The following is a 15,306-nucleotide window of genomic DNA, read 5'->3' on the forward strand; positions in this document are numbered from 1 at the left end:
GATTCCTTGTCAGCAGGTGGCGGTCGGGGGGATGTCACCGGCGGCGGTGGCTCTGCTCCTGGCGTCAGCCTTTGCGGTGCCCGCGGCGGCGCCCTTGCCCGTACCGCCGCTCACGGGCGGCGAGGTGACGGCCAGCCTGGCGAGCGACGCGGCGATGCACGCGGCGACGCCGCTGTCCTGCAACTGGCTCTCCGGGTAACCGGGCGTGGTGACGAACAGCACGGCGACATAGGGGCCTTGGCTTTCCACCCACGCGGCTACCCCGGGCTGCTCCTTCGATGTCCCCCAATACAGGTCGGCCTGCCCCGGGAGTGTCAGTCTGCCGGTGGGCTGCGGCAGCCCGATCCCGCACAACGCCTGCATCTGCTTGCGCAGCGCGCGAGACTGCCCGGTCGCGGTGGCGGCGTCGGGAAAGGCGTACAGCCGGTAGCTCGCGGCCGCCGAGGACTGCTGGACCAGATACGCCCGGGTCGCCTGCGCGCTCACCGCCGCCAGCGGAGCCGCGTCGCAGGGCGGCTGGGCTTTCACCGTCTTCTCGGGCACCACCGACCACCGCCACTTGACGGAGTACGGCAGCGCGTCGGCCGGCAGCAGTTCCGCGACGAGCCGGTCCCGCAGCGGGGACGGTTCGCGCGTGGCTGCCGCGCCGCTCGCGGGGGCCGTGGCGCCGGAGTCGCGGCGGGCCTCCAGCTGCCAGCCGCAGACGGTGAGGGCCAGCGCGGCGGCCATGCCCGCGCAGGCGGCCCTGCGCCGGGTCCTGCGGCGCTCACCGCGCCGGCGAGCGGCCTGCGGACCGGCGAGGACGACCAGAAGTTCGGCGTTGCGGGCCAGCTCCCGCAGCCGGTCGTCCAACTCGTCAGCCATGGAGGGGCACCTCTTCCGAGTGTCGTCGCCCGGGGGCGTCCGGTTCTGGGTCTGCGGGCTCGGGTTCGTCCCTGAGCAGGGCGCCGAGCGCCTTGCGGCCCCGGCTCAGCCGGGCTCTGACGGCGGCGGGCGACACGCCGGTCTCCCGGGCGATCTCCTCGACCGGCAGGTCGAGGAGGTGGTGCATCACCACGGCCGTGCGCTGGTCGTCGCCGAGCGCGCGCAGCGCCGCGACCAGGGCCACCCGGTCCGGGGCGAGGTCCGGGGCGTCCGGGGGCGGGCCGTGCCGGAACTGGGCGCGCATCCGGTTGCGCGCCTTGCGCCAGGTGCTCACCGCGAGGCGCAGCGCGACGGTTCTCACCCAGGGGGCCGGGTCGCCGTCGGCGGTCAGCGCGGGCCAGCGCAGCCAGGCTCGCGCGTACGCCTCCTGGACCGCGTCCTCCGCCTCCGCGAGGTCGCCGGTCACGGCGAACACGACGGCGATCATTCGTTTCGCCGTCGCGGCGTAAAAGGCGTCGAAGTCGGTGGTCCGCTCCGCGGGTCCGAGATGTGCCGTCATGTACGTTGCCCTCCCGCTACTTACACGCGGGAGCCCGACCTCTTGTGACACCGCCTACGCCACGAATTGTTGCCCGCGTCACCGAGGGCCTGCCCTCTGCCGCAGAGGCGGCCCGCCAGGGGCGGCCCGGCCCGGACGGCGCGGCAGACGCCGGGAAGGTCCAGGGGGCACCCCCTGAGGCGGGCGAACCGTCAGCGGGAGCGAGCTTCGCGCAGGTGCGCGGCCACCGGCGTCAGCGCCTCGCGGTACGCGGTGAGCCCCTGCGTCGGGATGAGGTCGATGAAATGCGCCCGCACCGACGCCACATGCCGCGGAGCGACCTGCCGCATCGTGTCCCAGCCCTGCTCGGTGAGTACCGCGTACAGCCCGCGGCGGTCGGACTCGCAGTTCTCCCGCCGGACGAACCCGGCGGCCTCCATGCGGGTGATCTGGTGCGAGAGCCTGCTCTTGGACTGCAGGGTCGACTTCGCGAGGTCGCTCATCCGCATCCGCCGGTCCTCGGCCTCCGACAGGTTCACGAGGATCTCGTAGTCGTTGTTGGTCAGGCCGAAGGGCTGCAGGTCGCGCTCCAGCTGATACATGAGCAGCCGGCTGACGTCGAGGTGGATGCGCCAGGCGCGCTGCTCTTCCTCGGTGAGCCAGGGGGGGGCGCTTTCCGCGGTCTCGGTGGTCATACGGGCAATTCTACCGTCCGTTGAAAGCAGAATGACCGCCAGGGTAGCGGTGTGATCACCGTACGCAGCGAAACCGCCCGCTAGACGCCCGCCCCCGGCACCCCCGGGCCGGCGGTGCCGGGCACCCCGCCGGTGGCGGCGGCGGACATCAGCTCCTCCGTGGACTGGAGCAGTACCTGCCCCGCCCCGGTGAACTCGAACTGGTGCTCCTCGCCCGAGGTGCCGCCGATTCCGGTCAGCGCCCTGATGCCGCCGAGGACGCCGCGCATGTAGGCGTGGTCGTAGTGGTGGCAGGGGCTGGGGCAGTCGGCCCAGCCGACGAGGGCCTGCGGGTCGACCCGGATCGGCGGTTCCACGAAGTGCACGGCCCCGTTGGAGGCGGCGACGAATTTGCCGGTGCCGATGAGGGTGAGGAAGCCCGGGATGATCGACTGCTTGAGCGCGAGGCCGGGTTGGAAGGCCAGCAGATTGCCCGAGCGGATGGTGAGGTTGCCGTTGTCGAGGTCGTAGGAGTTGATGTCGTACGCCCGGTCGGCGAGCAGCATCTTGCCGCGGCCCTGGGCGACGACCCAGGCGGCGGCGTGCAGCGGCGAGTGGAAGTTCGCGGCGACGAGGTGGTCGAGCGGGCCGTGGCCGATGCCGTGGAAGTCGATCTGCCCGTAGTAGGCGATCATCTTCCCCTTCTGCAGGAACCACTGGCCGTCGAGGTCGACGCAGAAGGCGTACGCGTTGACGTTGTCGTTGGCCGGCAGGGTGTAGGGGTCGTGGACGACCGGGCCTTCACCGTAGGTCACAGCTTCTCCTCCGACGCCTGCACGTAGACCATGCCCTGGCCGCTGAGTTCGAGTTGGAAGGCCTCGCCCGAGCCGCGGCCGACCATCTCGCGCCAGCCGACGGCGGTGGCCAGCTTGTTGCGTACGTCGCCGCGGTGGGCGACGTAGGCCTGCGGGTCGACGTGGACGGGGCGGCCGGGGGTGATGGGCAGTTCGAAGACGCCGCCGTGGGCCATGACGGCGACCGAGCCCTTGCCCTGGAGGGTGGTGGTGAACAGGCCCTGCCCGGTGACCTGGCCGCGTATCACGCCCATCACACCGCCCTGCGAGCCCATGAACATCGTGCCCTGGGCGAGGGAGCCGTCGAAGGCGAGCAGCCGGTCGGCCTCGACGTAGAGGGTCTCGCCGGCCAGGTCGACGGTGTGGATGTGGTGGCCGCCGTGGCCGAACATCACCAGGCCGTCGCCCTCCACGGTCATCAGCGGGGTCGCCTCGTTGGCGACCCGGCGGCCGATCATCGACATGACACCGCCCTGCCCGCCGACGATGCTGGGGGTGAAGGAGACGGCGCCGCGGTAGGCGAGCATCGCGCCGCGCTGGCTGAACATCCGCTGGCCGGGCACGATCCGTGCCTCCACCAGCTTGGAGTTGATCCGGGTGAAGGTCATCTAGATCTGCCCTCCGACCGTGTTGCGCTCGCTGGGCTGGACGTAGACCAGGCCCTCGCCCTCGAAGTGGATCTGGAAGCTCTCGCCCGAGCCCTCGCCGATCAGGGTGCGCAGGCCGACCGAGGAGCGCAGCTGCTGGCGCAGGCTGCCGGTGTGGGCGACGTAGGCGCCGGGGTCGACGACCAGCGGGGTGCCTGCCGTCACGCGCAGCACGATGGCCGGGCCGTCGGACATGATCGCGGCCTGCCCGCTGCCCTCCACGGTGGTGGTGAACAGGCCGTTGCCCTGCGAGGCGCCGCGCAGCCCGGTGAAGGTGGTGCCGGTGCGCAGGCCGGGCTCGGTGACCAGCAGGTTGCTCGCCTCGACGTGCAGCTTGTCGCCGGTGAGGCGGACCAGGTTGATCTCGGTGGCGCGGTCGGCGAACCAGCAGGTGCCGCGGCCCTTGACCTCCATCACCTCCATCGCCTCGCCGGTGATCCGCCGGGTGACCAGGCCGCGCAGGCCCTCGCCGCCGCCCGTCATCTTCTTGAACGTCATGTCACCGTCGTAGGCGACCATGGCGCCCTTCTTCGCCTTGACGGCGTCACCCGCCAGGTCGACGGCGAGCACCCGGGAGCTCTGGAGCCGGAAGGTCGCCATGGGTCAGCTGCTGCTGCCGGCCGACGTACGCGGGCGTACCGGCAGCGGCTCGGGCGGCTCGCCGCTGTCGCCGGCCGCCTCCTTGACCTCCAGCAGCGAGGCGCTGCGGCGCTCGGCCTCGAAGGCCGCATGGCCGCCGCGCAGCCCGAACAGCCGCTTGCCGAGCAGGATGTAGAGGACGGCGAGCACGTTCAGCGCGAGGGTGCCGATCTTGAAGTAGCTGACCTTCTCGGTGAGCTCGTAGACCTCAAGGGGGAGGAAGGCGGCGGTGGCGACGACCGTCAGGTACTCGGCCCAGCGCTTGGCCCACCACAGGCCGAAGCCCTCGATGATCTCGATCAGCGCGTAGCCCAGCAGGGCGGCGGCGACGATCTGCAGGGTGGACTTCTTGTAGTCGAAGGTCTTGCGGATGGTGTCGACGACCGGCGAGTGGTCCAGGTCGTAGTGGAAGTGGTCGGCGACCGGCTTGAAGGCGGTGAGGTCGTCCTCGAAGAGCTTGTGGACCGCGTCCTGGGAATTGCTGAACTTCCACACCGCCCAGGCGGCCAGCACGATCAGCAGCCCGCGCAGGATCCGCTCGATCGCGAGGAAGCGCAGGATGAACAGGTCGCGCAGCGCCCGGCCGCGCGGCACCAGCGGCGCCTGGTCGGCGGGTCCCGAGCCGTGCGGCTCGCCCAGCACGAAGTCACCGCAGCGCAGGCAGCGCCACACCTCGCCGACCGCGGTGCTGGCGTGCAGCCGGCCGCGCAGCCGCAGGTCGTCGGGCGCGTAGGTGATGTGGCCCTTGCGGGCGCAGTGCCGGCGGTCCCAGTCGTAGTTCATCGTGTGTCGGTCCCCGTTGGGTGATCGGTGCCGCCTCGTACGGACCGGAGCGGCGTCGTGCGGGCGTCGGGCTGTCGTGGCTGTCGGAGTACGTACAGGTGTCGTGCACAGGGACGCTATCGCCCGCCGGAAGGTTTCCTACCCCGGGGGCGGCGCGTCGATTCGGAGCGGTGATAATGGGACAGACCTTGTGATCGCGTTCACAAGATCTGCCGTCCGTGCGGCAGTCCCGCTGACAGCGGCGTCGCCCGTTCCGTCCGACAGTGAGGTTCCCGTGGACCTGAAGACCGCCGGCGCTCTGCGCCGGCTGCGCCTGATCTCCGCCCCCGAGGCCGTCTCCTTCCTGCTGCTGCTGGTCTGCTCGGTGCTCAAGCGCACCACGGACTTCGACGCGGTGCCGGTGATGGGCATGGTGCACGGCGTGCTGTTCGTCGGCTACGTCGTGCTGTGGGCGCTGGCCTGGAACCGCGTCCGGTGGGGCCTGGGGCGGGCGGCGCTGCTCTTCGTGCTGTCGGTGCTGCCCACCGGCGGCTTCTTCGCCGAGCGCACGCTGGCCCGCGAGTGCGAGGACGTGGTCGTCGCCGCCCGTGCCGGTGCGCAGGAGGCGGTCGGCGCATGATCGTCGCCTTCTCGATCACCCCGCTCGGCGTCGGCGAGGACGTCGGTGAATACGTCGCCGACGCGGTGCGGGTGGTGCGCGAGTCCGGGCTGCCGAACCGTACGGACGCGATGTTCACCTCCGTCGAGGGCGACTGGGACGAGGTGATGGACGTGGTGAAGCGGGCGGTCGCCGCGGTCGAGGAGCGGGCGCCGCGGGTCTCGCTGGTCCTCAAGGCGGATCTGCGGCCCGGGGTGACGGACGGGCTGGACTCCAAGGTGGCCACCGTGGAGCGTTATCTGGCCGGTTGAGGTCCGTTTCCGGACATCTTCCCGTAGCACAACGGTCAAACTTTCGTCACGTAAGAACGGCTCGGGGACTACAGCCGGACAACGCCGGTCAGCGGCGGGCGCCGGCCTAGAGCGGTCCCCCGGTGGCGAGCGCGATGCCCAGCGCGGTGCGCTCGTAGAGCACCTGGTGCCCGTAGCGGCGGGACGTCAGCAGGCCCGCGTCGCGCAGCACCGCGAGGTGCGAGGACACCGACGACATCGCCATGACGTGCCGGTGGGCCAGCGCCGTGGTGGTGCTGGGGGCGTCGAGGCCGCTCAGTATCGCCGCCCGGTTGGCGCCCAGCAGCCGGACCAGGGTGGTGGAAGCGGTCGGCCCGCCGGGCGCCCACAGGCCGCCGATGCCGCGCGCCGGGTAGACCACCAGCGGCTGCCAGGGCGGGTCGAAGGCGCTGCCCGCCTCGGGCCAGAAGAAGACGCTGGGCACCAGCACCAGGCCGCGCCCGCCGGGCTCGGGCAGCGGCCCCATCGCGCCCGCGGTGGTCAGCGCGCCCTCCGACCAGTGCAGTTTCGGGTGCAGCCCGGTGAAGAGCCGCTGCATGCCGCCGTCGGCGAGCCGTCTGGCGTGGTAGGCGACATCGGCCTCCAGCACCGCCCGCAGCCGCGGCCAGTGCGGGGCGAGCAGCGCCGCCCACACGTGCTCGTACAGCCCCGCCAGCTGCCGTACGGTGCCCGCCGGGTCGGCGAGCATGGCGCGGCCCCTGCGGGTGTCGGCGGCGCCCGGGGTCTGGGCGAGCGCGGCGGCGATCTGCCGCCTGGCCACGTCGGGCGGGGTGGCCCTGACGATGTCCAGCTCCTCGTCGAGCCCGGCGAGCGGCGCCTCGGGCACGGGCTGGAGGAAGTCGGGGCCGTAGCCGTGCTCGGGGGCCAGCAGCCACAGCGGGGCGAGGTCCAGACCGGCCGCGGCGGCTCTCACCTGGCGCAACCACGGCAGGTGGTGGCCGTGCCGGTCGGGGCGGGACAGCGTACGCACCGCGCCCTGTGCCTCGCGCAGCGGAGAAATGGCGAAACGGCACCTCAGCAGGTCCTCAGCCGCAAATCGCATGCGAAGCGACATCATGACCCCCAAGATTCGGCTGCACGCGAAAGACTACACGTGGGACCCCTGTGGCTCCAGGGTGATGGCATGACAACGGACAGCGAGCACCCTCCACGTGGTGTCAAACCCGCTTCGCCGGCCGGAGAAGAACACGTGAACACCCACGTGAAGACCGCGGAGAGCACCGCCCACACCCCGGGCGGCGACAGCGACACCCCGATCGGATACGGTGCCGTCTTCTCCGTTCGCGAATTCCGGCCCATTTTCGCCGCTCATGTGTTGTCACTGCTCGGCGGCGTCCTCGCCGAGGTCGCGCTCGCCGTCCTGGTCTTCGCCGAGACCGGCTCCGCGGTGCTGTCCGCGCTGGTTTTCGCCCTGACCTACCTGCCCTACGCGCTCAGCGGCCTGCTGCTGTCCGGCATCGCCGACCGCTATCCGGCCCGCCGGGTCCTGGTGACCTGCGACCTGCTGTCCTGCGCCTGCGTCGCCGCGATGGCGGTACCCGGGGCGCCGGTGCTGCTGCTGTTCGCGCTGCGGATCGCCGTCTCGCTGATCGCCCCGCTGTTCACCGGCACCCGGGCGGCCAGCCTGGCCGACATCCTGGAGGGCGAGCGCTACGTGCTCGGCCGGTCGCTGGTGCGGATCGTGGCCCAGGGCTCGCAGATCGCCGGCTTCGGGCTCGGCGGCCTGGTCCTGGTGTGGCTGTCCCCGCGCTCCGCGCTGCTGCTGACCGCGTGTACGTTCGCCGGCTCCGCGCTGCTGCTGCGGATCGGCACCGCGGACCGCCCGGCCCGGGCCACCGGCAGCGGGCGGCTGATGCGCGAGTCCATCGCCTCCGCCGGGCGGCTGATGGCCGACCCGCGGATCAGGGCGCTGCTGCTGATGTGGTGGGTGCCGCCGATGTTCTTCATCGTCGCGGAGGGCCTGGCGGCGCCCTTCGCCAAGGCCGCCGGAATCGGCACGGTCGGCTTCGGCCTCTTCCTCGCGGCGATGCCCGCGGGCACCGCGGTGAGCGAGGTGCTGGCCGGCACCATGCTGTCGCCGGCGACCCGCGACCGTATCGTGCTGCCGCTCGCGGCGATCTCGCTGCTGCCGCTGATCTTCTTCGCCGTCGACCCGTCGCTGCCGCTGGCCCTGGTGCTGCTGGTGCTCACCGGGCTGAGCGCGGCCTACGCGCTGGGCATGGACAAGTGGTTCGTCACCGATGTGCCCGACCAGATGCGCGGACAGGCCATGTCGCTGCTGGGCGCGGGGCTGATGACACTCCAGGGCCTGGGCATCACGGTCGGCGGCGCCCTGGCCGAATGGGCGCCGCCCTACGCGGTCATCGCGGGCGCGGGGGCCTGCGGCACGCTGAGCGTGCTGCTGGTGCTGCGGTCGGTGCGGCGCACCCGGGGGATGCCCGCGGTGCGACCCGCCTGACGGCGTACCGGGCTGCGAGCGGGGCGAAAGGATTCAGCGGCGGGTGAGATACGCGTGCATCGCCCGGTGCAGTGCCTTGTTCACCGCGCCCTGGAGCGGCAGCTCCCACTCCCCCACCGTCTCCACCGCCTCACCGCCGGTGCCCAGCTTCCAGCGCAGCAGCCCGTGCGCGCGGGCCGCCGGGTCGAGGTCGTCGGGCACCCCGCGCATGTCGTAGACCGCCGCGCCCGCCAGCAGCGCGTCGCACAGCATCCGCCATTGCAGCGCGTTGCTCGGCCGCACCTCGCGACGGTGGTCGGCGGACGCGCCGGTCTGGTACCAGACGCGGTTGCCGTCCGGGGCGGTCAACAGGGTGTGGGCGGCGAGCAGTTCGCCCTGGTGGCGGGCGGTGTAGAGGTGCATGCGGCCGGGCTGCTCGGCGTTCAGCTCGGCATATTGCCGCTGGTAGTAGTCCAGTCCGCGGCCGAGGTCGAAGCCGTCGCGGCGTTCGGTGATCCGCAGCAGCGCGTGGAAGGCGGGCAGGGCGTGCGGTCCCTCCACGCCGGTCCACACGCCGGACTTGGCGGCCTTCTTCACATTGCGCCGCCACTCCTGGTTCAGGCCGGTCCACAGGTCGTCGAGGCCGCGCCCGGCCAGCGGCACCTCGAACACCAGCCGGGGCTGCGCGTCGCCGCCCTGCCCGTCCTCGCCGCACCGGCGCCAGCCGGACTCGCGCAGCCGGTCGGCGACGGCGGCGCCCAGCGGCTCGACCAGGTCGGGCAGGACGTCGCCGACCCTGCGGCCCGGCCCGGCCGCGTCCTTGAGGGTCCGCGCCGACCAGCGTCGGTAGGCCAGCGGCGGCCCCATCCGTACGACGAAGGCGCCGGTGCCGCGCAGGTGGTCGAGCAGCGGGTCGAGCCAGCGCTCCAGCTGCGGGTCCGCCCAGTCCACCCCGGGGCCCTCGGGCAGGTACGCGAAGAAGCGGCGTACTCCCGGCGGCCGGCGGTAGAGCACCAGCGCGGAGCCGACCAGCCGCTGGTCGCCGTCGAACCAGCCCAGGCTCTCGGCCCGCCAGCCGGTCTTGACCCGGGCCCAGGCCGGAGTCTGCAGGAAGCTCGCGGTGTGGGCGCCGGGGCGCCGCAGGAAGGCCTCGTGGACGTCGGCGGGTATCGGGCGCAGCCGCAGCGCGGTGCGCTCGCCCACCGCGGACCGCGGGCGGTGGTCGGTGGTCATCGTCAAGGCGTCGTCCTCCGCGTAGGCGGCGGCCCCGGGCGGCCCGCTCACCACTGACACGCCTGTGCGGGACGGGAGGTGACAGAGACTTTCCCGACACCCCGGGGCCCTGGGGCGGCCCGCCGCGCATGGGCCAGACTGACGCCGTACACGGGGTGGGGCGTGTCCGGGGGCGCGGGGAACTGCGCGAGCGGCCGCGACGTCACCGCTGGCGGAGCACGGCCGCGGGCGGCGCCCACCCGGGTGTACGGGAAACGCGCGCCACGACGGCGCCACGGACACGAACCGGCCCGGACACCAACGGCGCCCGCGAGAACTGAGGTACGGGTTGACGACGACCGCGACCCCCCGTGGCCGCCGCGCCCATGCGAAGCCGTCGCTGCGCCGCAGCGGCACCGTCATGATGGCCGGCTCGCTCGCCTCGCGGGCCACCGGCTTCCTGCGGCTCGCGGTGATCACCGCCGCGGTCGGCACGGCGGCGTCAGGCGACGCCTTCGGAGTCGCCAACACCGTGCCGAACATCATCTACGCGCTGATGATCGGCGGCGCCCTCCAGTCCGTCTTCGTACCGGAGCTGGTCCGCGCCGCCAAGGAGCACCCCGACGGCGGGCAGGCGTACACGGACCGGCTGCTGACACTGTGCGCGGTCGGCCTCGTGCTGATCACCGCGCTCGCGGTGCTGGCGGCGCCGCTGCTGGTGTCCGCGTACGCACCGGACTTCAGCGGCGGGCAGCGCGATCTGACGGTGACGCTGGCCCGTTACTGCCTGCCGCAGATCCTCTGCTACGGCGTCTTCACGCTGCTCGGCCAAGTGCTCGGCGCCCGGGACCGGTTCGGCGCGATGATGTGGACGCCGGTGCTCAACAACGTGGTCGTCATCGCCGTGTTCTCCCTCTACCTCGGCCTGGCGCACGGCGGTATCGGCCACCGTGACGCGATGGTGCTGGGCCTGGGCAGCACCGCGGGCATCGCCGTGCAGGCGCTGGGCCTGCTGCCGTCGCTGCGGGCGGCCGGCTTCCGCTGGCACCCGCGGTTCGACTGGCGCGGCGCCGGGCTGGCCCAGCCGCTGCGGGCCGCGGTCTGGACGCTGCTGCTGGTGCTGGTCAACCAGGCCGCCTACTGGGTCGTCACCCGGCTGTCCACCTCCGCGGGCCAGCACGCGCTGGCCGCCGGGCACCACGCGGGCGTCGGCTATGCCGCGTACAGCAACGCGTACAGCCTGTGGGTCGTCCCGCAGGGCATCGTCACCGTGTCGCTGGTGACCGCGCTGCTGCCGCGGATGAGCCGGGCCGCGGCCGACGGCGACCACGCGGCGATCGGCGCCGACCTGACCCGCGGGCTCAACACCTCCGGCACCGCCGTCGTGCCCGCGGTGCTGGCCTTCCTCACCCTGGCCCCGCAGATCACCGGCGTGGTCTTCCAGCACGGCGCCACGACCGACGCGGACGCCGCCGCCATCGGCTGGATGCTCAGCGCCTTCGCCCTCGGCCTGCCCGCCTTCGCGGGCCAGTATCTGCTGGCCCGCGGCTTCTACGCGCTCGGCGACACCCGTACGCCGTTCTTCCTCAACGTCCTGATCGCCGCCGTCAACGCCTCGCTGGCCGCGGCCTCGTACGCGCTGCTGCCGGCCCGCTGGGCGGTCACCGGCATGGCGGCCGGCTACGCGGTGGCCTGCACGGCCGGACTGCTCGCGACCTCCGCGCTGCTGCGCCGCCGGCTGGCCTGGCGCCCCCGGGTGCTGTCCCACCACCTGCGACTGCTCGCCGCCTTCCTCCCGGGCGCCGCCCTGTCCCTGTACGCCGCGCACTACTGCGCCACCCGCTTCGGCACGGCCCTCCCCGGCGACCTGGCCGGCCTCCTCCTGGGCACCACCGCCCTCCTCCTCCCGGCCCTGGCCCTGTCCCGCCCCCTGGGCCTGCGCTTCGGGCGCGGGTGAACCGGCGGGCCCGCGGCTAGGCCCAGCGCAGCTCCTGGCGCCCGGGGCCGACGCTGAGCCGCATCCGCCCGGCGGGAGGTGCCCCGTCGCGCCGCCAACGGCCCACTGACGCGGCGACGTTGTCCCACAGCCGTCCGGCACCGCCCTGTCGGGCATACCAGCGTCCCGCGTCCTCGTACACCGCCGCCCACGACCCGCTGTCCACGTCCACCATCACGTGTTCGGTACGGCCGCCGCGCGGCAAGGTGAGGCGCTGGGCGCGGGGAGCAGCGAACTGAGCGACCAGAAGGGCGTCCGGGTCATCCAACTCATCACCCCCCAGTGCCGTGGGCTCGGCCTCCGCCGCGTCCAGGTCGGGCAGCATGCCGAGCGGCGGCGGGGTGTGCGACCGGGCGAGCATGAACGACACATGACCGTCCAGGACGGGACCGCTCGCCGTTCCGTCCTCGGCGACGGTGAGCCGCACCAGCTCGCCCGCCCCCAGCCACCCGCCGAGCACGACCAGGACCCGGCCGCCGGGCCGCGTCTGGTCGATCCACGCCTGCGGCACGGTGTGCACAGCGCAGGTCGCGATCACCCGGTCGTACGGTTCCCCGCCGGCGTGCCCCGACAGCCCGTCGCCGACGACCAGATGCGGCCGCTGGCCGAGCCCGTCGAGCGCGACAGCCGCCCGGGCGGACACCTCCCGGTCGACCTCGACCGAGGTGACGTACCCAGCACCGACCAGGTGGCACAGCAACGCGGTGGAGTAGCCCGTACCCGTACCGATCTCCAGGGTGCGTGCCCCCGGGGGCGCGTCGAGCGCCTCGATCATCCGGACCACCAGGCTCGGCAGCGTCGAGGAGGACGTGGGCCGCTGCCGGATCCGCCCTTCCACGTCCCGCGGCCCGACGCAGCCGCCCAGTTGGGTCACGAGCGTGTCGTCCTCGTACACACGCCGCAGCACCTCCGGGCTGTCGACGCGGTGCACCGGCCGGTACCAGCCGTCGTGCCCGTACTCGAACCACCCGTCAGCGAGGAACGCCTCCCGCGGCACGGCCCTCACCGCGGCCGCGGTCCGCGAGTCCTCAACGGCCCCGCCCCGCTCAAGTTCCATGACGAGGGCTCCCCGCAGCGCCCCCGACGTCCCCGCATCCCTCACGCCGCTTCTCCGTTCTCCAGCAGATCGGCCACCGCTGCCCCGATGGGCAGCCCGGCCGCCGCTTCCAGCCAGCCCCACTGTCCGTTCGGGTTGCACTCCAGGAACCACCACACGCCGTCAGCGGTGATGGCGAAATCGAACGCGCCGTAGCTCAAGCTGAAATGACCGAGGAAGCGGTGCAGCGCCGCCCGTATTGCAGCCGGGCAGTCCACAGCCTCATACGACAGGCTGGTGTACGCGGCCCGCCAGTCCACGACTCCCCGTGGTGCGGTGATCCGCGCGCAGAACACCTCCGTGCCGACGACCACCGCGCGGACGTCCGCGACTTTGGGGACCTGAGCCTGGAAGAGGTGTGCGCTGTGGCGAACCCCGTCTCCGATGTCCTCGGCCAGGACCGGGGCCGCCCAGATACCGGCCGGTTCACCGTTCACCGCGTACGGCCCGGCATGCAACGGCTTGTAGATCGTAGGTTGTTCAGCGGCAAATTCCCGCGCGGAATACAGGTCAGCGGTGATCAGCGTGGCCGGTACGGACATCCGGAGTGCCGCTGCTACGGCGAGTTGGGCGGGCTTGTACTCGGCCCGCGCGATCGCCTGCGGGTGGCTCAGGTAGAGGCACCCCGCGAGTGCGCCGAGCACACCGCCGAGGCCACGCCGGTTCTCCTGTTCGGCGAACCGTGCGGTCTGCCCGGCGGCGCCTTGGACATAGGGCGTCGGGCGCCGGTGGTAGAGCGCGCGAATGTCATGCAGCTCGGCCGTACGGTCTCCGACCGTGAGCGTCCCGCTCCATCCCTCCGGGCCGAGGCGCGCGTCGATCCCGGCAGAGTCCGGGAAATCCCTCCCCGGGTCGAATCGTAAGACGGGCACGCGGCGCCGGTTCAGTTCGGCGATGACCACATCGGCGGTCGGGTCCTCGTACTCCGTCGACACCAGCACCGGGCGCCGGTCCATGGCCTGCCTCCTAGTCCTGGCTTGCGTCGTGGCCGCTGTCGGCGTCGATTTTCCCGTCCTTGCCCACCTGCGTCGGCGGGTACGTGTTGACGGAAGTCCCGTGCTTGCCGAGCTCAACCGGCACCAGGCACCCGTCGGCCCCGATCCATCGGCCGGTCTGCGTCCGCGCGTCGAGCCCCGCATAGCGCCAGACGGACAGTTCCCCATTCCGCAGCGGGACCAGACGCGAGGCACCCCAAGGGCCATGACAGGCCGTCCCCGTCGTACTCCGCGGATTCTTCGTTGCCTCGGGCATTCTCTCCCTTTCCATCTCGTTGCCATCGTCATCCGGTACCGCTTCCTGGCGGTTGCTCCTCGTATGACGGATAACCCCACCATCGGCCTCTTGAGGTGTCGTGCAGTAGGGGCACGGCTAGGGGCAACCTGCATCCGGCAGGGCCGGATCCCGGTTGGGCGGGGCGGGTGAAGAGGCAAGATGGCCGTATGGCAGTAGGCACGCTCATCAAGGAGTTGCGGAGGGCGCGGGGGTGGTCGCAGGGACGGCTGGCCTCGGAGGTGAACGACGCCTTCGGTACGGGGCTGGGGCGGGAGTACGTGTCGCGCTGGGAGCGTTGCTCGGTCGTACCGGGTCCCTACTACCTCCGCTGCCTGTCGGCAGTCCTCGATGTCCCGCTGTCCGTCCTTGAGGGTGAAGTGAAGCGTCGAACGTTCATCAGTGATGTCGCGGCCACGGCGATAGCCCCAGTGGTGGCCTCCGATCTACTGTCAGCGGGATTCGCGGCCCGGCTGCGGGGCAGCCCGACGATCGAGGCCTGGGAGGAGACGCTGGGCACGTACGGGACCGACTACATGTCCATGGGTGCAGCTGATATCCAGCGCCGGGTGTCCGGCGAACTGGTGCTTGTCCAGCAGCAGTTGGACGAGCCGATGCTGTGGTCGGTCGCTTCACGGCTCATGACGCTGTACGCGAAGACCTTCCCGGGCTCGGACGGTTCCAAGGCGGTCGCCTGGTACCGCACGGCAGCCGAGGCCGCCGACCAGTCCGGGGACCGGCAGGCGAGGGTCTGGGTACGCGGCAGGGCCGCCATCGCCCTGGGGTACGAGGGTGCGTCTCTCGGCGTCGCCGACGCCCTGGCCGATCAGGCCATCGCCATCAGCGGCGACCAACCTTCTCTGGGGCTGCTGAACGCCGTCATGGGGAAGGCACACGCCGCCGCGATCAGGGGCGACCGGAAGACAGCGCTCGCGCTGGCGACGCAAGGTCGCCGAATCTTCGACACGGTGGGCTCGTACGAGCAAACCTCGGATTATGCCGTTCCGTGGTGGCGGATGAACGTGTTCCTGTCACTGTTGCTGGCCCGCTTGGGCGACGAGAAGGGCGCCGTCGAGGCCCAGGAGTCGGCTCGCCTGGAACTCCCCGTCACGCTGCCCCGGTTCGCCACTCATCTGGAGTTGCACCGCGGCCTGATGCTCGCCCGCGCCGGCGACAAGGCTGGCGGCGCTTCTTACGCCCAGGCTGCCATGGACGCGCTGCCTCCGGAGAAGCACAGCCTGACACTGCGCATGCTCATGGACGAGATCACCGCGTAAGGAGCTGGAGCGTCCCGCGTGTTGCGGCCCGGGGGCGCCCCCCGGGGGGCCGGGTGGGCGGGGGGTGGGGCT

17 protein-coding genes are annotated in these 15,306 nt (G+C 72.3%); 5 read left to right on the forward strand and 12 right to left on the reverse strand.

Translation table 11 applies throughout. From position 1 onward, the window contains the following. Window positions 1–9 precede the first annotated feature (9 nt). From OHA86_RS10950 to OHA86_RS10980, 7 genes are all read right to left on the reverse strand, one after another. The gene (locus OHA86_RS10950) at window positions 10–864 is read right to left on the reverse strand and encodes a hypothetical protein (RefSeq protein WP_329174546.1); all 855 of its coding nucleotides are present in this window, start codon (window positions 862–864) and stop codon (window positions 10–12) included. Beyond that, window positions 857–1,423: a SigE family RNA polymerase sigma factor gene (locus OHA86_RS10955; protein WP_329174547.1), complete on the reverse strand. Its 567-nt coding sequence runs from the start codon at window positions 1,421–1,423 to the stop codon at window positions 857–859. The genes OHA86_RS10950 and OHA86_RS10955 overlap by 8 nt, the downstream gene beginning before the upstream one ends. 191 nt (window positions 1,424–1,614) lie before the next feature. Further along, the gene (locus OHA86_RS10960) at window positions 1,615–2,097 is read right to left on the reverse strand and encodes a MarR family winged helix-turn-helix transcriptional regulator (protein WP_329174548.1); all 483 of its coding nucleotides are present in this window, start codon (window positions 2,095–2,097) and stop codon (window positions 1,615–1,617) included. 80 nt (window positions 2,098–2,177) lie between these two features. After that, window positions 2,178–2,891 carry an AIM24 family protein gene (locus OHA86_RS10965; protein ID WP_329174551.1) on the reverse strand — a complete coding sequence of 238 codons (714 nt, stop codon included), beginning with the start codon at window positions 2,889–2,891 and terminating at the stop codon, window positions 2,178–2,180. Then, the gene (locus OHA86_RS10970; protein ID WP_329174553.1) at window positions 2,888–3,538 is read right to left on the reverse strand and encodes an AIM24 family protein; all 651 of its coding nucleotides are present in this window, start codon (window positions 3,536–3,538) and stop codon (window positions 2,888–2,890) included. The genes OHA86_RS10965 and OHA86_RS10970 overlap by 4 nt, the downstream gene beginning before the upstream one ends. Beyond that, window positions 3,539–4,177 carry an AIM24 family protein gene (locus OHA86_RS10975; protein ID WP_329174555.1) on the reverse strand — a complete coding sequence of 213 codons (639 nt, stop codon included), beginning with the start codon at window positions 4,175–4,177 and terminating at the stop codon, window positions 3,539–3,541. It abuts the gene before it with no gap. 3 nt (window positions 4,178–4,180) lie between these two features. Then, window positions 4,181–4,999, reverse strand: a complete 819-nt coding sequence (locus tag OHA86_RS10980) for a DUF2127 domain-containing protein (RefSeq protein ID WP_329174557.1) — start codon at window positions 4,997–4,999, stop codon at window positions 4,181–4,183. 274 nt (window positions 5,000–5,273) lie between these two features. Here OHA86_RS10980 and OHA86_RS10985 point away from each other — a divergent pair, with 274 nt between their 5' ends. After that, the gene (locus tag OHA86_RS10985; protein ID WP_329174558.1) at window positions 5,274–5,618 is read left to right on the forward strand and encodes a DUF3817 domain-containing protein; all 345 of its coding nucleotides are present in this window, start codon (window positions 5,274–5,276) and stop codon (window positions 5,616–5,618) included. After that, window positions 5,615–5,908 (forward strand): MTH1187 family thiamine-binding protein, encoded by a 294-nt coding sequence (locus OHA86_RS10990; protein WP_329174560.1) that lies wholly within the window; start codon window positions 5,615–5,617, stop codon window positions 5,906–5,908. The genes OHA86_RS10985 and OHA86_RS10990 overlap by 4 nt, the downstream gene beginning before the upstream one ends. A gap of 106 nt (window positions 5,909–6,014) precedes the next feature. Here OHA86_RS10990 and OHA86_RS10995 read toward each other — a convergent pair whose 3' ends face one another. Continuing rightward, entirely contained in the window at window positions 6,015–7,001 is a 987-nt protein-coding gene (locus tag OHA86_RS10995) for an ArsR/SmtB family transcription factor (RefSeq protein WP_329182356.1), read from the reverse strand. Window positions 7,002–7,136: 135 nt separating this feature from the next. Here OHA86_RS10995 and OHA86_RS11000 point away from each other — a divergent pair, with 135 nt between their 5' ends. Then, the gene (locus OHA86_RS11000) at window positions 7,137–8,405 is read left to right on the forward strand and encodes an MFS transporter (protein WP_329174562.1); all 1,269 of its coding nucleotides are present in this window, start codon (window positions 7,137–7,139) and stop codon (window positions 8,403–8,405) included. Between the two features lie 33 nt (window positions 8,406–8,438). Here OHA86_RS11000 and OHA86_RS11005 read toward each other — a convergent pair whose 3' ends face one another. Next, window positions 8,439–9,617, reverse strand: coding sequence for a lipid II:glycine glycyltransferase FemX (locus OHA86_RS11005; RefSeq protein WP_329182357.1), 1,179 nt, complete (start codon window positions 9,615–9,617; stop codon window positions 8,439–8,441). Window positions 9,618–10,017: 400 nt separating this feature from the next. Here OHA86_RS11005 and murJ point away from each other — a divergent pair, with 400 nt between their 5' ends. Beyond that, the gene (gene murJ / locus OHA86_RS11010; protein WP_443071980.1) at window positions 10,018–11,553 is read left to right on the forward strand and encodes a murein biosynthesis integral membrane protein MurJ; all 1,536 of its coding nucleotides are present in this window, start codon (window positions 10,018–10,020) and stop codon (window positions 11,551–11,553) included. Between the two features lie 16 nt (window positions 11,554–11,569). On the opposite strand, the gene OHA86_RS11015 is transcribed toward murJ, so the two are convergent. From OHA86_RS11015 to OHA86_RS11025, 3 genes are read right to left on the reverse strand one after another with little or no spacing between them, the layout of a single operon-like run. Continuing rightward, a complete protein-coding gene (locus OHA86_RS11015; protein WP_329174566.1) occupies window positions 11,570–12,649 on the reverse strand; it encodes a protein-L-isoaspartate(D-aspartate) O-methyltransferase in 1,080 nt (359 codons plus the stop codon). A 41-nt stretch (window positions 12,650–12,690) separates the two neighbouring features. After that, on the reverse strand, window positions 12,691–13,644 hold the full coding sequence (gene tgmB / locus OHA86_RS11020; protein WP_329174568.1) for an ATP-grasp ribosomal peptide maturase: 954 nt from the start codon (window positions 13,642–13,644) through the stop codon (window positions 12,691–12,693). Between the two features lie 10 nt (window positions 13,645–13,654). Further along, window positions 13,655–13,954 (reverse strand): putative ATP-grasp-modified RiPP, encoded by a 300-nt coding sequence (locus tag OHA86_RS11025; protein WP_329174570.1) that lies wholly within the window; start codon window positions 13,952–13,954, stop codon window positions 13,655–13,657. A 173-nt stretch (window positions 13,955–14,127) separates the two neighbouring features. Here OHA86_RS11025 and OHA86_RS11030 point away from each other — a divergent pair, with 173 nt between their 5' ends. Continuing rightward, window positions 14,128–15,234 carry a helix-turn-helix domain-containing protein gene (locus OHA86_RS11030; protein WP_329174572.1) on the forward strand — a complete coding sequence of 369 codons (1,107 nt, stop codon included), beginning with the start codon at window positions 14,128–14,130 and terminating at the stop codon, window positions 15,232–15,234. The last annotated feature ends 72 nt before the right edge of the window (window positions 15,235–15,306 follow it).

It is taken from the genome of Streptomyces sp. NBC_01477, from assembly GCF_036227245.1.
GTDB lineage: Bacteria > Actinomycetota > Actinomycetes > Streptomycetales > Streptomycetaceae > Actinacidiphila.